Source organism: Bacteroides congonensis (assembly GCF_900130125.1).
GTDB lineage: Bacteria > Bacteroidota > Bacteroidia > Bacteroidales > Bacteroidaceae > Bacteroides > Bacteroides congonensis.
In genome coordinates, this window is sequence record NZ_FQXY01000011.1 from 1,640,818 (window position 1) to 1,664,831 (window position 24,014).

General features: G+C 42.5%; 16 protein-coding genes. 12 read left to right on the top strand and 4 right to left on the bottom strand.

Translation table 11 applies throughout. The annotated features are described in order from the left end of the window. Window positions 1-292: 292 nt before the first annotated feature. Window positions 293-2,509: a patatin-like phospholipase family protein gene (locus BQ7997_RS23935; RefSeq protein WP_073348317.1), complete on the bottom strand. Its 2,217-nt coding sequence runs from the start codon at window positions 2,507-2,509 to the stop codon at window positions 293-295. A gap of 276 nt (window positions 2,510-2,785) precedes the next feature. Here BQ7997_RS23935 and BQ7997_RS23940 point away from each other — a divergent pair, with 276 nt between their 5' ends. The 3 genes from BQ7997_RS23940 to BQ7997_RS23950 are packed head-to-tail and all read left to right on the top strand — an operon-like array spanning window position 2,786 to window position 8,460. Continuing rightward, window positions 2,786-3,979 (top strand): efflux RND transporter periplasmic adaptor subunit, encoded by a 1,194-nt coding sequence (locus BQ7997_RS23940; protein WP_044653821.1) that lies wholly within the window; start codon window positions 2,786-2,788, stop codon window positions 3,977-3,979. A 3-nt stretch (window positions 3,980-3,982) separates the two neighbouring features. After that, on the top strand, window positions 3,983-7,090 hold the full coding sequence (locus BQ7997_RS23945) for an efflux RND transporter permease subunit (protein ID WP_073348318.1): 3,108 nt from the start codon (window positions 3,983-3,985) through the stop codon (window positions 7,088-7,090). Beyond that, window positions 7,087-8,460, top strand: coding sequence for an efflux transporter outer membrane subunit (locus tag BQ7997_RS23950; RefSeq protein ID WP_073348319.1), 1,374 nt, complete (start codon window positions 7,087-7,089; stop codon window positions 8,458-8,460). Before BQ7997_RS23945 ends, BQ7997_RS23950 begins: the two co-directional genes overlap by 4 nt. 81 nt (window positions 8,461-8,541) lie before the next feature. Here BQ7997_RS23950 and BQ7997_RS23955 read toward each other — a convergent pair whose 3' ends face one another. From BQ7997_RS23955 to BQ7997_RS23965, 3 genes are all read right to left on the bottom strand, one after another. Continuing rightward, window positions 8,542-9,342 carry a DUF4595 domain-containing protein gene (locus tag BQ7997_RS23955; protein WP_083589346.1) on the bottom strand — a complete coding sequence of 267 codons (801 nt, stop codon included), beginning with the start codon at window positions 9,340-9,342 and terminating at the stop codon, window positions 8,542-8,544. Window positions 9,343-9,407: 65 nt separating this feature from the next. Then, on the bottom strand, window positions 9,408-10,532 hold the full coding sequence (locus BQ7997_RS23960) for a leucine-rich repeat domain-containing protein (protein ID WP_073348321.1): 1,125 nt from the start codon (window positions 10,530-10,532) through the stop codon (window positions 9,408-9,410). A gap of 10 nt (window positions 10,533-10,542) precedes the next feature. After that, entirely contained in the window at window positions 10,543-12,057 is a 1,515-nt protein-coding gene (locus BQ7997_RS23965) for a hypothetical protein (protein WP_073348322.1), read from the bottom strand. A 402-nt stretch (window positions 12,058-12,459) separates the two neighbouring features. Here BQ7997_RS23965 and BQ7997_RS23975 point away from each other — a divergent pair, with 402 nt between their 5' ends. The 9 genes from BQ7997_RS23975 (at window position 12,460) to BQ7997_RS24015 (ending at window position 23,964) form a co-directional block, all read left to right on the top strand. Next, complete coding sequence (locus BQ7997_RS23975; protein WP_073348324.1) at window positions 12,460-12,933, top strand: HU family DNA-binding protein; 474 nt, start codon at window positions 12,460-12,462, stop codon at window positions 12,931-12,933. Between the two features lie 376 nt (window positions 12,934-13,309). After that, a complete protein-coding gene (locus BQ7997_RS23980) occupies window positions 13,310-14,866 on the top strand; it encodes an ATP-binding protein (protein ID WP_073348325.1) in 1,557 nt (518 codons plus the stop codon). A 191-nt stretch (window positions 14,867-15,057) separates the two neighbouring features. Beyond that, on the top strand, window positions 15,058-16,704 hold the full coding sequence (locus tag BQ7997_RS23985) for a diphosphate--fructose-6-phosphate 1-phosphotransferase (protein WP_073348326.1): 1,647 nt from the start codon (window positions 15,058-15,060) through the stop codon (window positions 16,702-16,704). A 160-nt stretch (window positions 16,705-16,864) separates the two neighbouring features. Beyond that, window positions 16,865-17,758, top strand: coding sequence for a GH25 family lysozyme (locus BQ7997_RS23990; protein WP_073348327.1), 894 nt, complete (start codon window positions 16,865-16,867; stop codon window positions 17,756-17,758). A 77-nt stretch (window positions 17,759-17,835) separates the two neighbouring features. Continuing rightward, the gene (lpdA, locus tag BQ7997_RS23995; RefSeq protein WP_073348328.1) at window positions 17,836-19,179 is read left to right on the top strand and encodes a dihydrolipoyl dehydrogenase; all 1,344 of its coding nucleotides are present in this window, start codon (window positions 17,836-17,838) and stop codon (window positions 19,177-19,179) included. A gap of 19 nt (window positions 19,180-19,198) precedes the next feature. After that, entirely contained in the window at window positions 19,199-19,921 is a 723-nt protein-coding gene (locus BQ7997_RS24000; protein WP_083589347.1) for a lipoate--protein ligase family protein, read from the top strand. Between the two features lie 109 nt (window positions 19,922-20,030). Then, on the top strand, window positions 20,031-21,374 hold the full coding sequence (locus BQ7997_RS24005) for a dihydrolipoamide acetyltransferase family protein (RefSeq protein WP_073348329.1): 1,344 nt from the start codon (window positions 20,031-20,033) through the stop codon (window positions 21,372-21,374). 37 nt (window positions 21,375-21,411) lie between these two features. After that, on the top strand, window positions 21,412-23,445 hold the full coding sequence (locus tag BQ7997_RS24010; protein WP_073348330.1) for an alpha-ketoacid dehydrogenase subunit alpha/beta: 2,034 nt from the start codon (window positions 21,412-21,414) through the stop codon (window positions 23,443-23,445). A gap of 12 nt (window positions 23,446-23,457) precedes the next feature. Beyond that, window positions 23,458-23,964, top strand: a complete 507-nt coding sequence (locus tag BQ7997_RS24015; RefSeq protein ID WP_022138101.1) for a flavodoxin — start codon at window positions 23,458-23,460, stop codon at window positions 23,962-23,964. Window positions 23,965-24,014 lie beyond the last annotated feature (50 nt).

Sequence of the window (24,014 nt, forward strand, 5' to 3'; positions counted from 1 at the left end):
ATAATCGTTTCCAATGGATTATTAAGTTGCCAAATACAGGTTATCATCCTATAAAATGGATATTCTTGTGGCTTCATATGGGTGTTTTCCCCTGATACTACACTAAAGCGGATGCAGTATGGATATGATAGATACCCGTTTTTTACGGCAAAAGTATGATAGATACCTGTTTGGAAAGTTATCTATCATACTTATCATCCTGACAATTAGCATAATATAAAAATGAATGATAGTATGATAGATATTTTTTTCATTATGTAGTATTTAAGTTGGCTGATAATCGTATGAACGATTAGAAATAATACCCCAAATTCACAAAGCAACTTCCCTTATCCGTCTGATTGGAGTATCCCAATGAAATTTCCAACGGGCCGAAGATGCTGTCCATTCCATAGCCTGCGCTGATGCCGAATAGCTGTTTACCCTTCAAAATCTCAAAGAAATTACTTTCCGTTAGTCCATAGTTTCCTGTCAGAGTGAGGTAATGAATAGATCCCATACGCTGTCTGAACTTTACGGACGCAATCATGAGAGTGTTGTCCATCAACTCCAGATTATTGACTCCCGCAAATGGCAATTGCTGTGGAATATAGAAACCGGGGACTTCGCCACCAATTGCGTTTTGCAAAGGATATGGAAATCCTTTTCCAATCAGGATACGTCCATAAATGGAAGGGATGACGGAAAAACGGCGGGTGACGGGAATGACACTCGCCCATGATGCACTCAAAGCGGAAAACGGAGCGTGTTCATTGTATTGCGCCATATTATCCGTATAGAGTGAATAAGCGGCTTTGAAATCACTTCCTTTGGCAGGGAAATGTCCTTTGTCGTATGTATTATATTGTACCTGCGCAAAATAACTTAGAAAATGCTCCGATTCTACTTGCAGGTTCGTAAGTTCCGGCTTCTTGAACAGGAAATCTTTGTATTTATAATATTCGAAACGGAGTCCGAGCCCGAAACGGAAGTTCTTGTACCACACGTCGGAGAAACCAAATTCTGCCAAGTGGTATTTGTAGGTTGTATTGTAGGCACGGTCACCCTCTTCATAGATGTTGATATCATTGTATTGGAACATATATGAGAAGTTGAAGTTGCGTTGTTGCATCGGTTCGAGCGTATAGTCTACACGGGCGGCATACCGTTTTCCCAATCGTCCGGTAAGGGACAGGCGGGACGGGATACGGGTTTTGAGGTCTGCTGTTGCGTTGAGCAGCAGGGATGCGATTTCTTCCGAATCAAAACGGATACCGAGATTGATTCTTCTTTCATATTTCTCTTGCAACAGGAAGTTGAGCCGGTATCCTTCAGGCGTCTCTGTCAATGTATAACTGGCACCGGAATAGGATTGGCTGCCACGTAGTTGGTACAAGGCTTGTTCTATTTGTTGGGTCGAGATATTGCTGTTCTCTTTCAGGTTGCATTTCTTCATCAACCATTTCTTGTCGTACACCTCTACGCCGGAAAACGAGATGTCTGTCACGTAGATGGTACGCACATTGGATAGAGAGGAATAAGGCCCATGTTGCTTGGGTGTATAATCATCCGCTATTCCTATCTTCTTTTTCAATGCGAGCAGAGAGCCCCATTGTGCCCTTGCCGCTTCTTCACCTCTTCTCATCAACGTGTCGATGGCGGCAGGTGTGAAACTGGCGGATGAATAACCATCCACGTTTACACGAATATAGGTATCTGTGAGGTCTACATTCTTTTCATGATTCGACTGGCAGGTAATATCTACAATCTGTCCTAAAATATCGGGAACACTATTCAGCTTATCCGCTGTTTTCAAGGCGTTTTGTACATCCACTCCGATAATAATATCAGCGCCCATTGCTTTTACCACATCTGCCGGGTAGTTGTTGACGATGCCGCCGTCTACCAATACCATGCTGTCTTGCCGTACCGGGGTGAATGCACCGGGGATAGCCATACTGGCACGCATGGCAGTAGAAAGTATTCCGTCACGGAATACGATCTGATTTCCGTTTACGATATCAGCCGCTACGCAAGCAAAGGGAATGGGAAGTTTATTGAAGTCGATAGAGTCATGATATCCCATCGTTAAGTCCGAGAATAGATTCGCAAGATTCTGGCCTTTCATGATTCCCCCCGAAGCTGCATCCTTGGGAGTTTTGGTGAAAGGTATGGAGATGACGAACTTTTCAGAGCGTTCACGATCAGTCAGTGACATGGCACTTCGTTTGACACGGTCACTGAGCAGGAATGTCCAGTTCTGTTTCCGTACCATACTGTCCAGTTGTTCCGGCGTGTAGCCGATGGCATAAAGACCACCCACAATAGCCCCCATACTGGTTCCGGCTATGTAGTCAATAGGAATACCGGCTTCTTCAATCACTTTCAATGCTTTGATGTGCGCCATTCCTTTGGCGCCACCCCCGCTCAAAACGACTCCTACCTTTTTTCGTTGCTCCTGAGAATGCAAAGAAAAAGGAAATAAGATGCAGATTGACAAAACCAATGTTGAAAAGATTTGTTTTTTCATTAGGACACGGTCTAGTGTTGTTGTTTTAATATAATACAAATGTAGGGCATAATTTGTTTAGTTGTTGAAATGGGAATTAAAAAAAATGTTCCAAAAGTCGGAAATGTGGATTATTTCTACACTTTATCCGGCAAATTCCACATTTTCACATCTGATATGGCAGAATATAACAGGCTGAATGCCAGTAAATAGTAGGTGTAAGGAATTTTGGCATGCAAATTGCATAAACAAGGAGTAGAGAACAAACATAAGTTAAATTTAATAATAAGATTCGATATGAGATTATTCTTTTCGAAACATGAGTTGAAACTGAGGAGAAAGAGAACCATTGCTGCTATTATCTGTGCGGTAGTTGTGTTGGGCGTGTACTGGATACTGACCCGACCTCAGAAGGCTGCACCGGAAATACCGACAGTTATTGTTGAACCGGTGGTGAAAGACGATGTAGAAATATATGGGGAATATGTGGGACGTATCCGTGCCCAACAGTTCGTCGAAGTACGTGCCCGTGTGGAAGGCTATTTGGAGAATATGCTTTTTGCCGAAGGTACGTATGTAAATAAGAACCAGGTTTTGTTTGTGATTAACCAGGACCAGTATCGTGCCAAAGCGGATAAGGCAAGGGCTCAGTTGAAGAAAGACGAGGCGCAGGCTTTGAAGGCGGATCGTGACTTGAAACGTATCCGTCCGCTGTTTGAGCAGAACGCTGCGAGCCAGTTGGACTTGGATAATGCGGAGGCAGCTTATGAGAGTGCCGAAGCAACCGTAGCGATGAGTGAAGCAGACTTGGCACAGGCGGAACTTGAATTGGGCTATACTATTGTCCGTTCACCTTTGTCCGGACATATCAGTGAGAGGAATGTGGATTTGGGTACATTGGTTGGTCCCGGTGGAAAGTCGTTGCTTGCTACGATTGTGAAAAGTGATACTGTATTGGTAGACTTCAGTATGACAGCACTCGATTACCTGAAGAGTAAGGAAAGAAACATTAACTTGGGACAGCAGGATTCCACCCGTTCTTGGCAGCCGAATATTACCATCACATTGGCGGATAATACTGTTTATCCGTATAAAGGGTATGTCGACTTTGCCGAACCGCAGGTCGATCCTCAAACAGGTACTTTTTCTGTTCGTGCAGAAATGCCTAATCCGAAACAAGTTTTATTGCCGGGACAGTTTACAAAAGTGAAACTGTTGCTGGATGTTCGCGAAGGTGCTCTCGTCGTTCCTATGAAGGCGGTTACCATCGAAAAGGGTGGAGCTTATATTTACACGATGCGTAAGGATAATACGGCAGAAAAACGTTTTATCGAATTGGGGCCTGAAGTAGGAAACAATGTCGTAGTGGAACGAGGAGTGGCTGAAGGAGAGATGGTTATAATAGAAGGCTTCCATAAGCTAACCCCGGGAATGAAGGTGCGGGTAAGTCAGCCGGACACAGAAACGAAGGATAACGCGAAAGGAGAATAAACGATGAAAGTTACTTTTTTTATAGACAGGCCGGTCTTTTCGGCTGTAATCTCCATCGTGATTGTAATTGTCGGCATTATCGGTCTGACAATGCTTCCGGTGGATCAATATCCGCAGATCACGCCCCCGGTGGTGAAGATCAGCGCATCTTACCCCGGTGCGAGTGCGCTTACCGTGTCACAAGCGGTAGCCACTCCGATTGAGCAGGAAATTAACGGTACGCCGGGGATGCTTTATATGGAATCCAACAGTTCTAATTCCGGTGGTTTTTCGGCAACGGTTACGTTCGATGTTTCCGCCGACCCGGATTTGGCGGCTGTTGAGATTCAGAACCGTGTGAAACTGGCGGAATCCCGTTTACCGGCGGAAGTCATTCAGAATGGTATTTCAGTAGAAAAGCAGGCTCCCAGTCAGTTGATGACTCTCTGTCTGACGTCTACCGACCCGAAGTTCGATGAGATTTATTTGAGTAACTTTGCTACAATCAATGTGCTCGATGTGATTCGCCGTATTCCGGGAGTAGGACGTGTCTCGAATATCGGTAGCCGCTACTATGCGATGCAGATATGGGCACAACCCGATAAACTGGCAAATTTCGGACTGACCGTACAGGATTTGCAGAATGCATTGAAAGACCAGAACCGTGAATCGGCGGCAGGTGTGCTCGGACAACAACCGGTGCAGGGATTGGATATTACGATTCCTATTACGACACAGGGACGTCTTTCCACAGTCGGACAGTTTGAAGATATTGTGGTGCGTGCCAATGCGAACGGTTCCATCATCCGGTTGAAAGATGTGGCGCGTGTATCACTCGAGGCATCTTCTTATACTACGGAAAGTGGTATTAATGGCGAAAATGCTGCTGTGCTTGGTATTTATATGTTGCCGGGTGCCAATGCAATGGAAGTTGCCGGCAGGGTGAAAGATGCGATGAATGAAATCAGCAAGAATTTTCCCGAAGGGTTGAGTTATGAGATACCGTTCGATATGACGACTTATATTTCCGAATCCATTCACGAAGTATATAAAACATTGTTTGAGGCATTGGTACTGGTGGTGCTTGTGGTCTATCTATCCTTGCAGAGTTGGCGTGCCACGTTAATCCCCATAGTGGCAGTACCTATTTCGCTGATTGGTACGTTCGGATTCATGTTGATTTTTGGTTTCTCACTCAATATATTGACATTGCTCGGATTGATTCTAGCTATCGGTATCGTTGTGGATGACGCGATTGTGGTAGTGGAAGGCGTGGAGCATATCATGGAAACGGAAAAGCTGGGTCCTTATGAAGCGACAAAGAAAGCGATGAACGGACTCGCTAGTGCATTAATTGCCACTTCTTTGGTATTAGCGGCGGTTTTTGTACCTGTCAGCTTTTTGAGTGGGATAACGGGACAGTTATACCGTCAGTTTACGGTGACGATTGTAGTGTCCGTACTTATCTCTACGGTGGTAGCTTTGACATTAAGTCCTGTCATGTGCTCTCTGATTCTAAAGCCGGATAGCGGGAAGAAGAAAAACATTGTTTTCAGGAAAATCAATGAATGGCTGGGTATTGGCAGTAATAAGTATGTAGCTGCTGTAACCCGTACTATCAAGCATCCCCGTCGGGTATTGAGTGCTTTCGGAATGGTATTGATTGCTATCCTGTTGATTCATCGTATTATCCCTACAAGTTTCTTGCCTATAGAAGACCAGGGATATTTTAAGGTAGAACTTGAATTGCCGGAGGGGGCTACGTTGGAACGTACGCGTGCCGTGACCGACCGTGCCATTGCTTACTTGGAGAAGAATCCGTATATCGAATATATACAGAATGTGACAGGAAGTAGTCCGCGTGTGGGCAGCAGTCAGGGGCGTTCGGAACTGACAGTTATCCTGAAACCTTGGGAAGAACGCAAGAATACCAGCATCGAAAAGATAATGGATACAGTGGAAAAACATCTCAAGGAATATCCGGAATGTAAAGTTTATCTCTCCACTCCGCCGGTGATACCGGGATTGGGTACTTCGGGCGGTTTTGAAATGCAATTGGAAGCCCGTGGAGAGGCTACTTTTGATAATCTGGTAGAGGCGGCGGACACATTGATGTATTATGCTTCCAAGCACAAAGAACTGACAGGTTTGTCTTCTTCGTTGCAATCGGAGATACCGCAACTTTACTTTGATGTAGACCGTGATAAAGTGAAGATGCTGGGTGTACCTTTGGCGGACGTGTTTTCTACAATGAAAGCCTATACCGGTTCGGTGTATGTGAACGACTTTAATATGTTCAACCGTATTTATAAGGTATATATCCAGGCGGAGGCTCCTTACCGTGAGCATAAGGATAATATCAACTTGTTTTTTGTGAAAGCGTCCAACGGAGCGATGGTGCCGCTGACTTCTTTAGGAAATGCATCCTATACAACAGGACCGGGCAGTATCAAACGTTTTAATATGTTTACTACAGCTGTTATCCGTGGAGCCGCCGCGCAAGGATACAGTTCCGGGCAGGCGATGGAGATCATGGAGCAGATTGCCCGTGACCATCTTCCCGATAATATCGGTTTGGAATGGAGCGGACTCTCTTATCAGGAGAAACAGGCGGGCGGTCAGACCGGTATGGTGATGGCATTGGTATTCCTGTTCGTATTCCTTTTCCTTGCTGCTCAGTATGAGAGTTGGACGGTGCCCATTGCGGTATTGCTTTCTTTGCCTGTTGCTGCTTTGGGAGCTTACCTGGGAGTATGGATTTGCGGATTGGAGAATGATGTATATTTCCAGATTGGTCTGGTCATGTTGGTGGGACTTGCCGCCAAGAATGCCATCTTGATAGTGGAATTCGCAAAAGTCCAGGTAGATAAAGGAGAAGATCTGGTACAGTCGGCTATTTATGCAGCTAAACTGCGTTTCCGGCCGATTCTGATGACCTCATTGGCATTCGTTCTCGGTATGCTTCCGATGGTATTGGCAAGTGGTCCCGGTTCGGCAAGCCGGCAGGCGATTGGTACTGGTGTATTCTTCGGAATGATATTCGCCATTGTATTTGGTATCATTCTCGTGCCGTTCTTCTTTGTGATGGTATATAAAACAAAGTCGAAAATCTTAAAACATAAGAAATCATGAAACGAAAGAAACTATATATTGCCGTCTTATTACTTGCAGGAGTCTTGACTTCCTGCAAGGTAGGAAAAAGCTATGTCCGTCCCGATCTTCATCTGCCCGATAGCTTGGCACAACATCAGGATTCTGTCAGCTTCGGCGACCAGGATTGGAAAGATATATACACAGATGCAACCTTGCAGAACTTGATAGAACGTGCACTGGAGCATAATAAGGATATGCTGATTGCCGCTGCCCGTGTACAGGAAATGGCTGCGCAGAAACGAATCTCTACTGCGGCACTGCTACCGGATATTAAAGGGAAAGTGACTGCAGAACGTGAATTGGAGAATCATGGGGGAGATGCGTTTAAAAAGTCGGAAACCTTTGAAGCTCAGTTTTTAGTTTCGTGGGAACTCGACCTTTGGGGAAATCTGCGTTGGGCGCGTTCCGCCAGTATTGCCGAATATCTGCAATCCATAGAAGCGCAACGGGCACTCCGTATGACCATTGTAGCCGAAGTGGCGCAGGCTTATTATGAACTGGTAGCTTTGGATACGGAACTGGACATTGTAAAGCAAACATTAAAAGCCCGTGAAGAAGGAGTCCGCCTGGCACGCATCCGTTTTGAAGGGGGATTGACTTCGGAGACTTCTTACCGTCAGTCACAAGTGGAATTGGCGCGTACGGCAACATTGGTGCCGGACTTGGAACGTAAAATCTCTTTGAAAGAAAACGATATTGCTTTTCTTGCAGGGGAGTATCCTAACAAGATAGCCCGTTCCCGTTTGCTTCAGGAGTTTAATTCTCCCCAAACGCTACCGGTAGGACTATCGTCCACTTTGCTGGAACGTCGTCCCGATATCCGTCAGGCGGAACAGAAACTGATTGCCGCTAATGCCAAAGTTGGAGTGGCTTATACAAATATGTTCCCGCGCCTGGCACTGACTGGTGGTTTCGGTACAGAAAGTACTTCTCTGTCCAGTCTGCTGAAATCTCCCTACGCCGTTATGGAAGGTGCTTTGCTGACTCCCATTTTCGGTTGGGGAAAGAACCGCGCGGCGCTGAAAGCGAAAAAAGCGGCTTATGAAGGCGAAGTGCATAACTATGAAAAGTCCGTACTGCAAGCATTCAAGGAGGCACGTAATGCGATTGTAAATTTCAACAAGATAAAGGAAGTGTATGAGCTTCGTGCCAATCTGGAACGTTCGGCGAAGAGCTATATGGATCTTGCGCAGCTTCAATACATCAACGGTGTCATCAATTATCTGGATGTGCTGGATGCCCAACGTGGATACTTTGACGCACAGATAGGTTTGAGTAATGCGATTCGTGACGAATTGATTACTGTTGTGCAACTTTATAAGGCTTTAGGCGGTGGTTGGAAACAATAGCTTTTAACTTGTTTTTGAGGAAATAATGCAGTGATGTGCTTTTTAGCTATCACTGCATTATATATTTAGAAAAGGGAAAACTTATTTGAAAGTATAATTATAAGAAGAAACGTTATCTTTGCTGTTTATTGTACAGGTTTTCACATACTCATCAGCATCTAACACATATTCATAGGTTTCTTCATAGCTATTGTAACCGAATTTTTCTTTTTGTGATGCAATCAGATGTTTTGTGGGTTTTCCTAAGATTCCTGCGTAATATGCAATGTGAAGTTCTGCTTCCACATCAAGCCAGCCGTTGTCAATCGGAAGGATTCCGCCTTTGTTTATATTTGAAGTATAGGTATATGTATATTGACTGTCATCGTAACTGAATGATAGTACGTCACCGTCATTTCGCTCTATTTCTATTATTTTCGCATCTTCTCCGTCACTTTTTTCTGTGATTTTGATTAGATAACCGTTTGTGTCATACTCGAAAGTATAATGCGTATTCCATACATCTTCATCTTCTTTAGTGACTAATATTGCAGATGTTGCAAAACCGTTTTCGTTTAAAGAATATGTACATACTTCACTGTCATTACCGTCTTGCCATGATATCCTTACTTGATTACCATATTCAATGGTATATTTATCTTCAAAGGTTTCTTTGTTACTAATCTCATACTCACTATAGGAGATAAGCCTTCCGCTATTGTAGCTATACACATCTTTTTCTGTATAACCGTTGGTTGTCAATTCGCATTGAGTGATTCTTTTGCCTTCGAATATTGTTGGCAATGTTACTTCTTGCTTATCATCATCATTACCACAAGCCGTAAATCCGGCACAAATTACGAGGGTTAATCCAGTTACAAATAAATTCTTCATTGATTTCATACTTTTAATGGTTTTATAGTTAATAAATAGTTCTTTGTTTATATTGATTGAGAAAATAACAACTCTTATTCTTCAATGATGTCACGAAACAATGACCAATAGTTTGTCTTTTTATAGGTAGCTAGTGAACCTTTTGGTATAAATAGCGTACAATGACTCATATAGTCATTTGACCAATATGAAATATCAGGAGGAGTTGTTCCTTTTAGGTGAATTTCCTGTAGCTTATTACAATCTTTAAATATATTAGATTCTATTTTATTTACATTCTGAGGAATAGTTATAGTTTCTAGACTGAGGCATCCTTCAAAGGCTGAGACAGATATCACATTAAGTGAGGTGGGTAAGTTGACTGATGAAAGATTGATACAATTTCTAAAAGTTCCATATTGTATTTCGGTGATACCTTCAGATATTGTTATTGTTGATAAGTTAGAGCATCCGTCAAAAGCAAACTGACCTATTGAATTTAATGAGTTGGGAAGGTTTATATTTGTAAGTGATTTGCAATTTTGGAATGCAAGAATACCTATTTTTTGCAAGGAATTATTGAAATGAATGGAGGCAAGTTCTTGGCAATTTTGAAAACAATAGTCTCCAATACTTAGTAAAGAACTAGGAAAAATTACAGATTTCAGACTTAAACAGTTATATAATGCTACATTATCTATTTCTTCTAATGCATTAGGTAGCTCTACAAAAGAAAGATTAGTAAGACTAGCTAATGAATACTTTCCTATACGTGTGCAGTCTTTAGGAAGATGGATGGTTTGTAATTTAGGGTATGAATAAGTAGAAAAAAAATAATCGGAAACTTCATTGTTTTCTGTATAATATTTTTTTGTTACTATTGCATACGGTTCACCACCTTCTACAATTTTCGCATCTGATAAATTTAATTTAAACAATGTTTTGCTTAATTCCTCTTTCAAATACAAGATGTCACTCCCGTTCAAATAGCCGGATAATGTTAAGTCTTCTATCTTGTTTTTTTCACAATCATTCATTAGCTTAGATAAAGTTCCGGCCTGTGTCACGTGGATTCGTTCCACATTTGTTTCAACGAATATATCAGACTCAATTTCATGATCATCGCTGCTGCATGCTATTATGTTTATACAAGTAATAGCAGTAAAAAATATTTTTTTTAATAAAGATAGGTGTTTCATGTTACATAATTTATTTATCATGGTTTAAGTTTTATCTCAATTTATTGATAAACCTCAGCGCATTGGTTGCTGTTCTGTTTATTTTATCTATATTCTTTTCTTTTTTCAAACTGGATATTGCTTTATCGCTTAGGTTGTAAACTTGATGCATATTGTGGGGAAGGCGATGGATTAAAACTCCGGCTTCATTCAGATAATCATTACCGTTTATAAGTAATAAAATAAAGTTTTTGTCTGCAGAATAAGAAATAGTACAGTGTTCCATAAATTCACCTGTAGGTACTTCTTCTTTTGAAACTAATTTGATGGGAGGCAATTCTGTATTATCTTTTAATGTGAAAGTAACGGTTTGCTGTTCTACAAATACTTTTTTAATAGTTTGAATACAGTTTGAAGTCTTATAGCGTCTGTATCCTCCTCCTGCTGAAATTCTCATAATGTTCTTTTTAAGTACAGTTTTTATTAGTTCGTAGAATTTTTCTTTTTCATGACGGATGGAGTCTTGCAAGTGTTGCGCGATATCTTTTTCTTTCTGTATCTGCTTTGCATGCTCAATTTTTTTATGATAGTCATTATACTTTTGTTGTGCTTCCATTTGTTCTTGTTTTATATTTAGTAACCGTGCTTCTATTAGTTCGTCAGATGTATTCGCATATGTATATGTTCGTTCTACCCATCCTGTCATTTCATTTTTATTGTATGTTTTCCGGCAAATCCAATTTTGATGCGAATCGTATATATATTTGTATGTTTCAGTGGTGATATGGTGTTCATCCTTATAGTTGATTGTTAGTCCAATTTCGCTATTCTTTTGTAGTATGTCACCATATTTATTATATTGATAGGTCGTTTGTGAAGCAGCAGAACCATTGCTTGCTCCTAAGTATAATATTGATTTTAGAGGTTGGTCTATTGAATTGTATTCTGTTGCAACGAGTATTCCACCTGTATTTTCAGTATGTTTCTTACCATTTTGAGTAATTATTTTTTTTGCGGACAATTCACCATTCCCGTTATAAGTTTCAATAGTGTTTTCAGCAGATGAGTAAGAGTATTTCACTTTCTGAGATAATGTTTTTTTGCTTGAATCCTTAAAGTCATAATCATAGGTGTTTGTCTCAATAAGTTTTCCATTTGCATCATAAATATATTCTGTTTGTTGTAGGGTGTCTTTTACTATTTCTTCTATATGGGTTTCTTTATCCAAGATAGTTTTGTCTCTTAGGATAATAATAGTATTGAGTTTAAGACTTTTGTCATAGATATAATGTATAATATCCTCTTTATTGGTTGTTTTGTCGTAGAAAGTTCTTTTTTCTATTTTATTTGCTGTTTTTCTATAGATATTACCATTTTCATCGTAAAATGTTCGACTATATTTGCTCGTATCTTGCTTAATATACTCTCCGAATTTAAACGCGAAATTGTAGTATGTTTCTGTCATGGATATAACATGCCCTTTTATTCTTTCTTTTTGTAGGTCAGTCTTCTGTGCCATTACAAAAACTGTGAAAATCAATAAAATAGTCGTAATAATAGTTCTCATAATTTTGAATTTTCATCCTCTAGTTCCTATAAGGACATTATAATAAAAAAGAAAACGCGGAACTGCGTGCTATTCATTGTTTTTGAAGGTCCTGAGAAAACCCGACACACTTATGAATAGACAGCAGACCCGCGCTGTTTAGCGCGAGAACCGCATATGTCATTCTTGTGTGTCGCGAAAATTTCTCAGGTTTTCAAAAACAAGAATGAAGCACAACGCTTCTTACAATAACTTCTTTAAAAAAACAAATGTATCGCTATACATACTTTCATTTTGCAAAAATAGCCATATTTTTTCTAAGAAGCAAATAAAATGTAAGGTCTTTATTGGAGACTCAAAATATTATCGTATCTTTGTCATCGGAGTTGCAAGTGAGCAATTTCATTTAATATATTATGCGCTATGAGCGTTAAGTATAGAAAAAGAAAAATCGTACTTCAATTCGACAAGGAGAATCCGTTGTCAAAGTACGTTGCTACTAATGTAATTATTGGTAGTATCGGTTACAACAAACTCTGTGATGAAGTAAACCAGCGTACTGGGATGCATCGGGGCATAGTAGATGTTGTATTAAAGGGTGTCCAAGACACTATGATTTCTTTTTTAGAAGAAGGCTTTTCGGTAAAGTTGGGAGAGTTCGGGTCATTCCGTCCGTCCATTCAAGCCAAAAGCCAGGATAAAGAAGAAGATGTAGACTCGGACACAATATCTAGAGTAAAGATTGTTTTTACTCCGGGAAACAAATTTCAGCAGATGCTGGGTGGAGTGAGTAAAGAATCTTTCTTTAGTACGTCGAAAGATGGAGAGGAAGACAAAGGGAAACCCGATAATCCGGGTGGTGGTTCCGAAGATGAAACACCGGATCCTTCTGTTTGATCTTTTTTATTTATTTTAAGCTAAACGGATGAGGGAAACTGAAAAGGTTCCCTCATTTTTTTTGTCATATTCGCTCGAAACCTTCCAAATCACCGTTGGGCAACCGTGAATTCACGGTTGCCCAACGGTAAATTTGCCGTTGCCCAACGATGATTTTATGGATAATGGCTATTTATTATCAAAATTGATGACATAATATCTCTTGTTGGCTTTTAATGATATGTGTAGAATATTAACCGATTAATCTGTGAGGTTTCTATGAGAAAATTGTAGGATATAAATTGCGGAAAAGAATCTTTTAACTTGCCATGACAAAGAGTTCTATTAAAAATATATATCTTTGCGAGACAGATGTTGATTTATAAAGGAAGCGATTATGAGTAATAAAATATATCCTATCGGTATTCAGAGTTTTGAAAAGATTCGTAATGACGGTTATTTCTATATTGATAAAACTGCATTGATGTATCAAATGGTCAAGACAGGAAGTTATTACTTTATGAGTCGTCCGCGCCGTTTCGGAAAGAGTCTGCTCATCTCTACCTTAGAGGCTTATTTTCAAGGAAAGAAGGAGCTGTTTGAAGGACTGGCAGTAGAAAAGTTGGAAAAAGATTGGATTAAATATCCTATATTGCATCTCGACCTTAATATCGAAAAGTATGACACATCGGAAAGTCTGGATAATATACTTGATAAATCGCTGACAGCGTGGGAGAAACTTTACGGTGCTGAGCCGTCCGAACGTTCGTTTTCCTTGCGTTTCGCCGGTATCATAGAGCGTGCCTGTAAATTGGCAGGGCAACGTGTGGTCATTTTGGTCGACGAATATGATAAACCTATGTTGCAAGCCATTGGTAATGAGGAACTTCAAAAACAATTTCGAAATACCTTGAAACCGTTCTATGGAGCGCTCAAAACAATGGACGGTTGCATCAAGTTTGCCCTTCTCACTGGTGTGACGAAGTTTGGCAAAGTCAGTGTATTCAGTGATTTGAATAATCTGGATGATATTTCAATGTGGAATGAGTACATCGAAATATGTGGTGTCAGCGAGCGTGAAATCCACGAAAATCTGGAAACGGAACTTCATGAATTTGCCGCAGCGCGAGGAATAACGTATGACAAACTTTGTGAAGAACTGAGAGAGTGCTATGACGGCTATCACTTTACGCACAATTCAATCGGCATGTACAATCCGTTCAGTCTGCTTAACGCTTTCAAACGCAAAGAGTTCGGTAGTTATTGGTTTGAAACGGGTACACCTACTTATTTGGTGAAACTACTAAAAAAACATCATTATGATCTGGAACGGATGACACATGAAGAAACCGATGCCCAGGTCTTGAACAGTATAGACTCTGAATCCACCAATCCCATTCCGGTGATTTATCAAAGTGGATACCTCACTATTAAGGGATATGATGAACGTTTTGGCATGTATCGTTTAGGCTTTCCCAACCGTGAAGTGGAAGAGGGTTTTATTCGTTTTCTACTTCCTTTTTATGCGAATGTAAATAAGGTAGAGTCCCCGTTTGAGATTCAGAAGTTTGTCCGTGAAGTGGAATCGGGAGATTATAATTCTTTCTTCCGTCGCTTACAGAGTTTCTTTGCGGATACTACTTACGAAGTGATCCGCGACCAGGAATTGCATTACGAAAACGTGCTTTTCATCGTTTTCAAACTGGTTGGTTTCTATGTTAATGTGGAATATAACACGAACGACGGCCGCATCGACCTTGTCTTACAGACTGATAAGTTCATCTATATAATGGAATTTAAACTGAATGGCACGGCGGAAGATGCTTTGCAGCAGATTAATGACAAGCATTACGCCCTTCCTTTCGAAATGGACGGACGAAAGGTCTTTAAAATCGGCATAAACTTCAGTGCGGAAACCCGTAATATCGAGAAATGGATAGTGGAAGAAAAATAGATAGTATAAAGTACCATATCTTTTGTTAGCATTTAATGACATGTGCGGAATATTAACTGCTTTGTATTTCTTGTGTCGGAAATAAAAGTTCACTGCCTTCTTTCATAATTCGGAAAAAAGTGCGAAATTTGCAACGCTTTTCAAGTTTGACAAGAAACTTACTAACACCTTTAAATAAAAAATTAAAGAAAATGACTAAAAGTGCATTGCAAATCGCAAGGGCTGCTTATCAGCCCAAACTTCCGAAAGCATTGGCATCAGGAGCCGTTAAAGCTGTAGCAGGTGCTGCTACACAGTCCGTAGCCGATCAGGAAGCTATCAAAGCATTATTCCCTAACACGTACGGAATGCCGTTAATTACATTCGAAGCCGGTGAAGCTGTGGCTCTTCCTGCTATGAATGTGGGTGTAATCCTTTCAGGTGGACAAGCTCCCGGTGGACACAATGTAATCTCAGGTTTGTTCGACGGTATCAAGAAACTGAATCCGGAAAACAAATTATTTGGTTTCATCCTGGGGCCCGGCGGTCTGGTAGACCATAATTATATGGAACTGACTGCTGACATCATTGACGAATACCGTAACACGGGTGGTTTCGATATCATCGGTTCAGGACGTACGAAACTGGAAGCTGAAAGCCAGTTTGAAAAAGGACTTGAAATCATCAAGGAGCTGGGCATCAAGGCACTCGTTATCATTGGTGGTGACGACTCTAACACAAATGCTTGTGTATTGGCTGAGTACTATGCTGCGAAGAAGTATGGTGTACAGGTAATTGGTTGCCCGAAGACTATCGACGGTGACTTGAAGAACGATATGATTGAAACTTCTTTCGGTTTCGATACGGCTTGCAAGACTTACGCAGAAGTAATCGGTAATATTCAACGTGACTGTAACTCTGCACGCAAATACTGGCACTTCATCAAATTGATGGGTCGTTCGGCTTCTCACATCGCACTGGAATGTGCTTTGCAGGTACAGCCTAACGTATGTATCATCTCTGAAGAAGTTGAAACAAAAGATATGTCTTTGGATGATGTAGTGACATACATCGCTAAAGTGGTGGCAGACCGTGCTGCACAGGGACACAACTTCGGTACAGTATTGATTCCTGAAGGATTGGTTGAGTTCATCCCGGCTATGAAACGCCTGATTGCTGAATTGAACGACTTCCTGGCTGCTAACGCGGAAGAATTCGCTCAAATCAAGAAGTCTCACCAACGTGATTATATCATCCGCAAACTTTCTCCGGAAAACTCTGCTATCTACGCAAGTCTGCCGGAAGGTGTTGCCCGTCAGTTGACGTTGGATCGTGACCCGCACGGAAACGTTCAGGTATCATTGATTGAAACAGAAAAACTGTTGTCTGAAATGGTAGCTACCAAGTTGGCTTCCTGGAAAGAAGAAGGTAAGTATGTAGGTAAGTTTGCTGCACAGCATCACTTCTTCGGTTACGAAGGACGTTGCGCTGCTCCGTCAAACTTCGATGCTGACTACTGCTACTCTTTGGGTTACACAGCTTCTATGTTGATTGCTAACGGCAAGACTGGTTATATGTCTTCTGTACGCAACACGACTGCTCCTGCTGCCGAATGGATTGCAGGCGGTGTGCCTATCACAATGATGATGAACATGGAACGTCGTCATGGTGAAATGAAGCCGGTTATCCAGAAAGCATTGGTGAAACTGGACGGTGCTCCTTTCAAGGCATTCGCTGCACAACGTGACCGTTGGGCTGTTGAAACGGATTATGTATATCCGGGGCCGATTCAGTACTTTGGTCCTACAGAGGTTTGCGACCAGGCAACCAAGACTTTGCAGTTGGAACAAGCTAAATAAAAGATACTTTTCAGAGCGGTTGTAATAAAACAGTTGCAATGAAAGTTTTTCCAGGCACGGATTACGCAGATTAACACGGTTTTTTAGTTATTCTATTTCTTATAAACCGTGTATTCCGTGTAATCCGTGCCTATCTCTAAATATTTATCATTTGAAGTAAATGCCGCCACGCAACAACCCGATGTCTGCCGTACAGAAGAAAAAAACTGTTTCCACTACCCGAAAGAAAGGAACGGCTTCTTCTTCCAAATCTTCCCGTACCCCGAAAAAGGTACAAGCGAAGCATAGTCATGCTATGCCTGTTTGGCTTCGCAATATCCTGGCAGTGATGATTGTCGGTTGTTTCTCTATTGCTTTTTATTATTTCTTTATCCGTCCTTATGCTTACCGTTGGAAACCTTGCCACGGATTAAAAGAATATGGTGTCTGTATTCCGGCAGGATATGATATTCACGGAATTGATATTTCCCATTATCAGGGAAAAATAGACTGGGCGAAGCTCCGGCAGAACAAAGAGACGGTGACTCCTTTGCACTTTGTCTTTATGAAGGCGACGGAAGGCGGAGACCATGGCGATACTACTTTCTCGGCTAACTTTGCCAATGCCCGTAATCACGGATTTATCCGGGGAGCCTATCATTTTTATATTCCGAGCACGGACGCTCTGAAACAGGCGGACTTTTTTATCCGTACGGTGAAACTGGATACAGGCGACTTGCCCCCTGTACTCGATGTGGAAGTGACCGGACGAAAAGAAAAAGCAGAATTGCAGCAAGGCATCAAACGCTGGCTAGACCGTGTGGAATCTCATTACGGAGTGAAGCCGATTCTTTACACTTCCTATAAATTTAAGACGCGTTATCTGGACGATTCCATTTTCAACGCATACCCTTACTGGATTGCCCATTATTATGTTGACTCCGTGAGGTATCAGGGCAAATGGGACTTTTGGCAACATACGGACGTGGGGAATGTCCCCGGAATCGAGGAAGATGTCGACCTGAATGTATTCAACGGTACATTGGAAGACCTGAGAAAGCTGACAATTAAATAACAGGTATTTCCTTTCCAAACAACTTATCTCTTCTCTTATTTGTTATAATCGTATTATTACTTAAAAAAAATACGATTATGAACTTTGATATAGCTATTATTGGCGGTGGCCCTGCCGGTTATACGGCCGCCGAAAGGGCAGGGGCAAACGGATTGAAAGCCGTTCTTTTCGAGAAGAAAGCAATAGGTGGAGTATGTCTCAACGAAGGATGTATCCCTACTAAAACTTTGTTATATTCTGCTAAAATACTGGATAACATAAAGACTGCTTCCAAGTATGGCGTTTCCACCGAATCTCCTTCTTTCGATTTGTCCAAAATCATGAACCGTAAAGATAAGACGGTGAAAATGCTGACAGGGGGCGTGAAGATGACTGTAAACTCTTATGGGGTGACAATCGTAGAGAAAGAAGCCTTCATCGAAGGAGAGAAAGACGGATTGATTCGCATCACTTGTGACGGCGAGACCTACTTCGCCAAATATCTGCTGGTCTGTACAGGCTCAGATACGGTGATTCCCCCGATACCGGGATTGTCGGATGTCAGTTACTGGACTTCCAAAGAAGCGTTGGAAATAAAGGAACTTCCCAAAACTCTGGTTATCATTGGCGGCGGAGTGATTGGGATGGAATTTGCTTCTTTCTTTAACAGCACGGGCGTAAAGGTGCATGTTGTGGAAATGATGCCCGAGATTCTAGGGGTGATGGATAAGGAAACGAGTGGTATGCTCCGTGCCGAATATGCCAAACGGGGAGTTACTTTCTACTTGAATACGAAAGTGGTGGAAGTGAAACCGGATGGAGTCGTGATAGAGAAAGACGGGAAAGCTTCTACTATTGAAGCGGAAAAGATCTTGCTTAGCGTAGGCCGTAAGGCAAACCTGTCCGGCGTAGGACTGGATAAACTGAACATCGAACTCCTGCGTAACGGAGTGAAAGTGGATGAACATCTACAGACGTCCCATCCCCATGTATATGCTTGCGGAGATATTACGGGATATTCCTTATTGGCGCATACCGCCATCCGTGAAGCGGAAGTTGCCATCAATCACATTTTGGGAGTTGAAGACCGTATGAATTACGATTGTGTGCCGGGCGTGGTCTATACCAATCCCGAAGTTGCAGGAGTCGGAAAGACCGAAGAAGAACTGATAAAACTGGGACTTCCTTATCGTGTCTCCAAATTGCCAATGGCTTATTCAGGGCGATTTGTAGCGGAGAATGAGCAGGGTAACGGACTTTGCAAGCTGATTCAGGATGAAGAAGGAAAAATCATCGGTTGCCATATGTTGGGAAATCCTGCATCGGAACTCATCGTGATAGCCGGCATCGCCATTCAGAGAGGATATACGGTGGAAGAATTTCAAAAGACCGTATTCCCGCATCCTACGGTGGGAGAGATTTATCACGAGATTATGTTTTAATTCTTATCCCGGCCAGTCTATGATTCGATGTATATATAGTCCGTTTACTGATATTTATTTTCACTTGGCAGCAGAAGAGTATTTGTTAAAGCAGGGAAACGATGATATTTTTATGCTTTGGCAGGATACTCCCTCTGTGGTGATAGGTAAACATCAGCGTCTGCGGTCGGAAGTGGATATGGAGTGGGCAGAACAGGAACAGATACATATTGCCCGCCGCTTTTCGGGCGGGGGGACGGTGTATCATGATATGGGTAATGTCAATCTGACTTTTATCGAAACAGCTCCGCGCCTGCCTGAGTTTATCACTTATCTTCAGCGGACATTGGACTTTTTGGCATCCATCGGTGTAATGGCAAAGGGAGACGAACGGCTCGGCATCTATCTGGATGGAATGAAAATATCAGGGAGTGCACAATGTGTACATAAAGACAGGGTTCTGTATCATTGTACTTTGCTTTATGATACCAATCTTACGGTACTGAATAAGGTCTTGAACCCGGAACTGCCAGGCGATGACGGATTTCTATCCTCTGCATATGCCGTTCCATCCGTTCGGAGTGAAGTGACCAATATCCGTAAGCACTTATCAGTAGGAACTGTGGACGATTTTAAAGAAAAGGCTTTCCGGTATTTCAGCAAATCGCAAATGGTCAGTTCATTCAGTGGCGAAGAGATTGTGGCTGTCAATCAGCTTCGGAAAGAAAAGTATGTTCAGAAAGAGTGGATATATAATCGTTGAAATATAAGTTATGTTTATCAGCGGCCGGTTAAAAATACCTTAACATAAAACTTTCTATTTCAGCCCATTGTTCTATTATATCAAGGTTGAATAAATAAATTTACTGTCTATGTCAAGATTCGAAATAAAAATGCCCAAGTTGGGCGAGAGTATAACCGAAGGGACAATCGTCTCCTGGTCTGTAAAAGTGGGTGATATGATTCAGGAAGACGATGTTCTTTTTGAAGTAAATACTGCTAAAGTAAGTGCTGAAATACCTTCTCCGGTAGCGGGAAAGGTAGTCGAGATTTTATATAAAGAAGGGGATACCGTTGCGGTAGGTACAGTTGTAGCCATTATTGATTTGGATGGTGAAGGCGCTGCCGAGGGGGAAACTACCCATGAAGAAACTGTAAAAGAAGAAGTTCCTGTAAGTCAGTCTCCGGCTCAGCAGGAAGTTGCCAAATCGGTTGTCGCCGAGGAAGAGCGTTGGTATTCGCCGGTCGTGATTCAACTCGCAAGAGAAGCGAAGATTCCGAAAGAAGAACTGGACTCCATACAGGGAACCGGTTACGAAGGACGATTGAGCAAGAAGGATATAAAAGATTATATCGACAAGAAGAAAAGAGGTGTCAGTGGGGATTCCAAACCGTCAGCACCCGTTGCTGCTCCTGCTGCAAGCAAACCGTCGGTTGCTGCTGCTGCCGCACCGGCAAGCCCGAAATCTTCTCCGGCCGCTCTGGCTGAGTCCAAATCATCCGCTCCTGTCACTATGCCGGGTGTAGAGGTGAAAGAGATGGATCGTGTCCGCCGGATTATAGCCGACCATATGGTTATGTCTAAGAAAGTATCTCCGCATGTCACTAATGTGGTAGAAGTAGATGTCACCCGTTTGGTGCGCTGGCGCGAAAAGAACAAAGACGCTTTCTTCCGTCGCGAAGGTGTCAAGCTGACTTATATGCCCGTGATTACGGAAGCCGTAGCGAAAGCATTGGCAACCTATCCGCAGGTGAATGTATCGGTAGACGGATACAATATTCTTTTCAAAAAACATATCAATGTGGGTATTGCCGTTTCTTTGAACGATGGAAATCTGATTGTGCCTGTGGTACACGATGCCGACCGTCTGAATTTGAACGGACTGGCTGTTGCCATTGATTTCCTGGCTCTGAAAGCGAGAGATAACAAGCTAATGCCCGACGACATTGACGGCGGTACATTTACCATCACCAACTTCGGTACATTCAAGAGTTTGTTCGGTACGCCGATTATTAATCAGCCCCAGGTAGCTATCTTGGGAGTAGGCTATATCGAAAAGAAACCTGCCGTTATAGAAACCTCTGAAGGCGATACGATTGCTATCCGTCATAAGATGTACCTTTCCCTGTCTTATGACCATCGGGTAGTGGACGGAATGTTGGGAGGTAATTTCCTGCATTTTATAGCCGATTACCTGGAAAACTGGAAAGGTTGATAACTGATTGTTTCATTCATTAAGAACTTCATTAACTATGAAAAAGTATGATATAAAAAATACAGATGTCGAAACCCTGAAGAAGTGGTACCATCTGATGGCATTGGGACGCGCCCTGGACGAAAAGGCTCCATCTTACCAGTTGCAATCTTTAGGTTGGTCTTATCATGCACCCTATGCGGGGCATGATGGTATCCAACTGGCGGTCGGGCAAGTCTTTACTCTCGGAGAAGACTTCCTGTTTCCCTACTACCGGGATATGCTGACCGTACTCTCCGCCGGAATGACTCCGGAAGAGATTATCCTGAACGGTATTTCCAAAGCGACAGACCCCGGAAGCGGCGGCCGTCATATGTCGAACCATTTCGCGAAGCCGGAATGGCACATCGAAAATATATCTTCCGCAACGGGAACACATGACCTTCATGCGGCTGGCGTAGCCAGAGCGATGGTCTATTACGGACATAAAGGAGTGGCTATCACTTCTCACGGAGAATCTGCCACTTCCGAAGGATTTGTCTACGAAGCTATCAACGGCGCCAGTCTCGAACGCCTTCCTGTGATTTTTGTGATTCAGGATAACGGCTACGGTATTTCTGTCCCCAAATCGGAACAGACCGCCAACCGCAAGGTAGCGGAAAACTTCTCCGGTTTCAAGAACCTGAAAATCATCTATTGCAATGGCAAAGATGTATTCGATTCGATGAACGCCATGACCGAAGCCCGCGAATATGCCATCAGTACCCGTAATCCGGTGATTGTACAGGCGAATTGTGTCCGTATCGGTTCTCATTCCAATTCCGACAAGCATACCCTCTACCGGGATGAAAACGAACTAGAATACGTAAAGGAAGCTGACCCTTTGATGAAATTCCGCCGGATGCTGCTTCGCTATAAGCGTCTGACTGAAGAAGAACTGCAACAAATAGAAGCGGCAGCCAAAAAAGAATTGTCCGCTGCCAACCGGAAGGCGTTGGCTGCTCCCGAACCTGACCCCAAAAGCATCTACGATTTTGTAATGCCCGAACCTTATCAGCCGCAGAAGTACAAAGACGGTACACATGAGGCAGAAGGCGAAAAGACCTTCATGGTCAACGCCATTAACGAAACATTGAAATCCGAATTCCGTCACAATCCCGATACTTTTATTTGGGGACAGGACGTGGCGAATAAGGAAAAAGGCGGTGTATTCAATGTGACGAAAGGAATGCAGCAAGAGTTTGGTGACTCCCGTGTATTCAGTGCGCCGATTGCCGAAGATTATATCGTAGGTACAGCCAACGGAATGAGCCGCTTTGACCCTAAAATTCATGTAGTAATAGAAGGGGCGGAGTTTGCCGACTACTTTTGGCCTGCCGTCGAGCAATATGTAGAATGTACGCATGAGTATTGGCGCAGCAATGGTAAGTTTGCTCCGAACATTACTTTGCGTCTGGCTTCCGGTGGCTATATCGGTGGCGGACTTTATCATTCCCAAAATATAGAAGGCGCTTTGACGACTTTGCCGGGAGCACGTATTGTTTGTCCTTCCTTTGCGGATGATGCGGCGGGATTGCTCCGTACCAGTATGCGTTCCAAGGGATTCACTTTATTCCTCGAACCAAAAGCGTTGTATAACTCCGTAGAAGCGGCTGCCGTTGTGCCGGAAGATTTTGAAGTTCCTTTCGGTAAGGCACGTATCCGCCGCGAAGGAACAGATTTGAGTATTATCACGTATGGCAATACCACCCATTTCTGTCTGCACGCAGCGGAACGATTGGAGAAAGAAGGTGGTTGGAAAGTGGAAGTCATCGACATTCGCTCTTTAATTCCTTTGGATAAGGAAGCAATCTTCGAGTCGGTGAAGAAAACGAGTAAAGCGTTGGTTGTCCATGAAGATAAAGTATTCTCCGGCTTTGGTGCGGAACTTGCCGCTATGATTGGGGAAGAGATGTTCCGTTATTTGGACGGGCCTGTGCAACGTGTAGGTTCTACATTTACTCCTGTTGGCTTCAACCTGATTCTTGAAAAAGAGATTCTGCCCGATGAGGCTAAAATCTATGAAGCTGCCAGGAAATTATTAGAATATTAAATAGTATGGATTATGAAAAAGATAGGTTTATTTTATGCAGCGAAGGCTGAAAAGACGAGTTGGGTAGCAGAGAAGATTCAGCAGGAATTTGGTGAAGACAAGATAGAGGTAGTACCCATTGAACAAGCTTGGGAGAATGATTTTGCCGCTTATGATTGTTTTATAGTCGGCGCTTCCACTTGGTTCGACGGCGAACTTCCCACCTATTGGGACGAACTGTTACCGGAACTTCGTACAATGGATTTAAAAGGAAAGAAAGTGGCTGTCTTCGGCTTGGGAGATCAGATACGTTATCCTGAAAACTTTGCGGATGGCATCGGACTGTTGGCGGAAGTCTTCGAGGGAGATGGAGCTACCTTGGTAGGTTTCACTTCTTCCGAAGGATATACTTTCGAACGTTCCAAAGCATTGCGCGGTGACCGTTGGTGCGGGCTGGTCATTGACTTGGATAACCAGTCGGAACAGGCGAAAAAGAAAATCAAGGACTGGTGCGAACAGGTAAAGAAGGAGTTTAAATAACTTCTTTATATATAATATGTGACGAGGATGTCAAAAGGAAAACTGTTCTT

Bases quoted from the DNA above. Each gene is read 5' to 3' on its own strand.
- BQ7997_RS23980 (WP_073348325.1), top strand. From the start codon at position 13,310: ATGAGTAATAAAATATATCCTATCGGTATTCAGAGTTTTGAAAAGATT.
- BQ7997_RS23975 (WP_073348324.1), top strand. From the start codon at position 12,460: ATGAGCGTTAAGTATAGAAAAAGAAAAATCGTACTTCAATTCGACAAG.
- BQ7997_RS23945 (WP_073348318.1), top strand. From the start codon at position 3,983: ATGAAAGTTACTTTTTTTATAGACAGGCCGGTCTTTTCGGCTGTAATC.
- BQ7997_RS23990 (WP_073348327.1), top strand. From the start codon at position 16,865: ATGCCGCCACGCAACAACCCGATGTCTGCCGTACAGAAGAAAAAAACT.
- lpdA (WP_073348328.1), top strand. From the start codon at position 17,836: ATGAACTTTGATATAGCTATTATTGGCGGTGGCCCTGCCGGTTATACG.
- BQ7997_RS24015 (WP_022138101.1), top strand. From the start codon at position 23,458: ATGAAAAAGATAGGTTTATTTTATGCAGCGAAGGCTGAAAAGACGAGT.
- BQ7997_RS23935 (WP_073348317.1), bottom strand. From the start codon at position 2,509: ATGAAAAAACAAATCTTTTCAACATTGGTTTTGTCAATCTGCATCTTA.
- BQ7997_RS23985 (WP_073348326.1), top strand. From the start codon at position 15,058: ATGACTAAAAGTGCATTGCAAATCGCAAGGGCTGCTTATCAGCCCAAA.
- BQ7997_RS23950 (WP_073348319.1), top strand. From the start codon at position 7,087: ATGAAACGAAAGAAACTATATATTGCCGTCTTATTACTTGCAGGAGTC.
- BQ7997_RS23960 (WP_073348321.1), bottom strand. From the start codon at position 10,532: ATGATAAATAAATTATGTAACATGAAACACCTATCTTTATTAAAAAAA.
- BQ7997_RS24000 (WP_083589347.1), top strand. From the start codon at position 19,199: ATGATTCGATGTATATATAGTCCGTTTACTGATATTTATTTTCACTTG.
- BQ7997_RS23940 (WP_044653821.1), top strand. From the start codon at position 2,786: ATGAGATTATTCTTTTCGAAACATGAGTTGAAACTGAGGAGAAAGAGA.
- BQ7997_RS24010 (WP_073348330.1), top strand. From the start codon at position 21,412: ATGAAAAAGTATGATATAAAAAATACAGATGTCGAAACCCTGAAGAAG.
- BQ7997_RS24005 (WP_073348329.1), top strand. From the start codon at position 20,031: ATGTCAAGATTCGAAATAAAAATGCCCAAGTTGGGCGAGAGTATAACC.
- BQ7997_RS23965 (WP_073348322.1), bottom strand. From the start codon at position 12,057: ATGAGAACTATTATTACGACTATTTTATTGATTTTCACAGTTTTTGTA.
- BQ7997_RS23955 (WP_083589346.1), bottom strand. From the start codon at position 9,342: ATGAAATCAATGAAGAATTTATTTGTAACTGGATTAACCCTCGTAATT.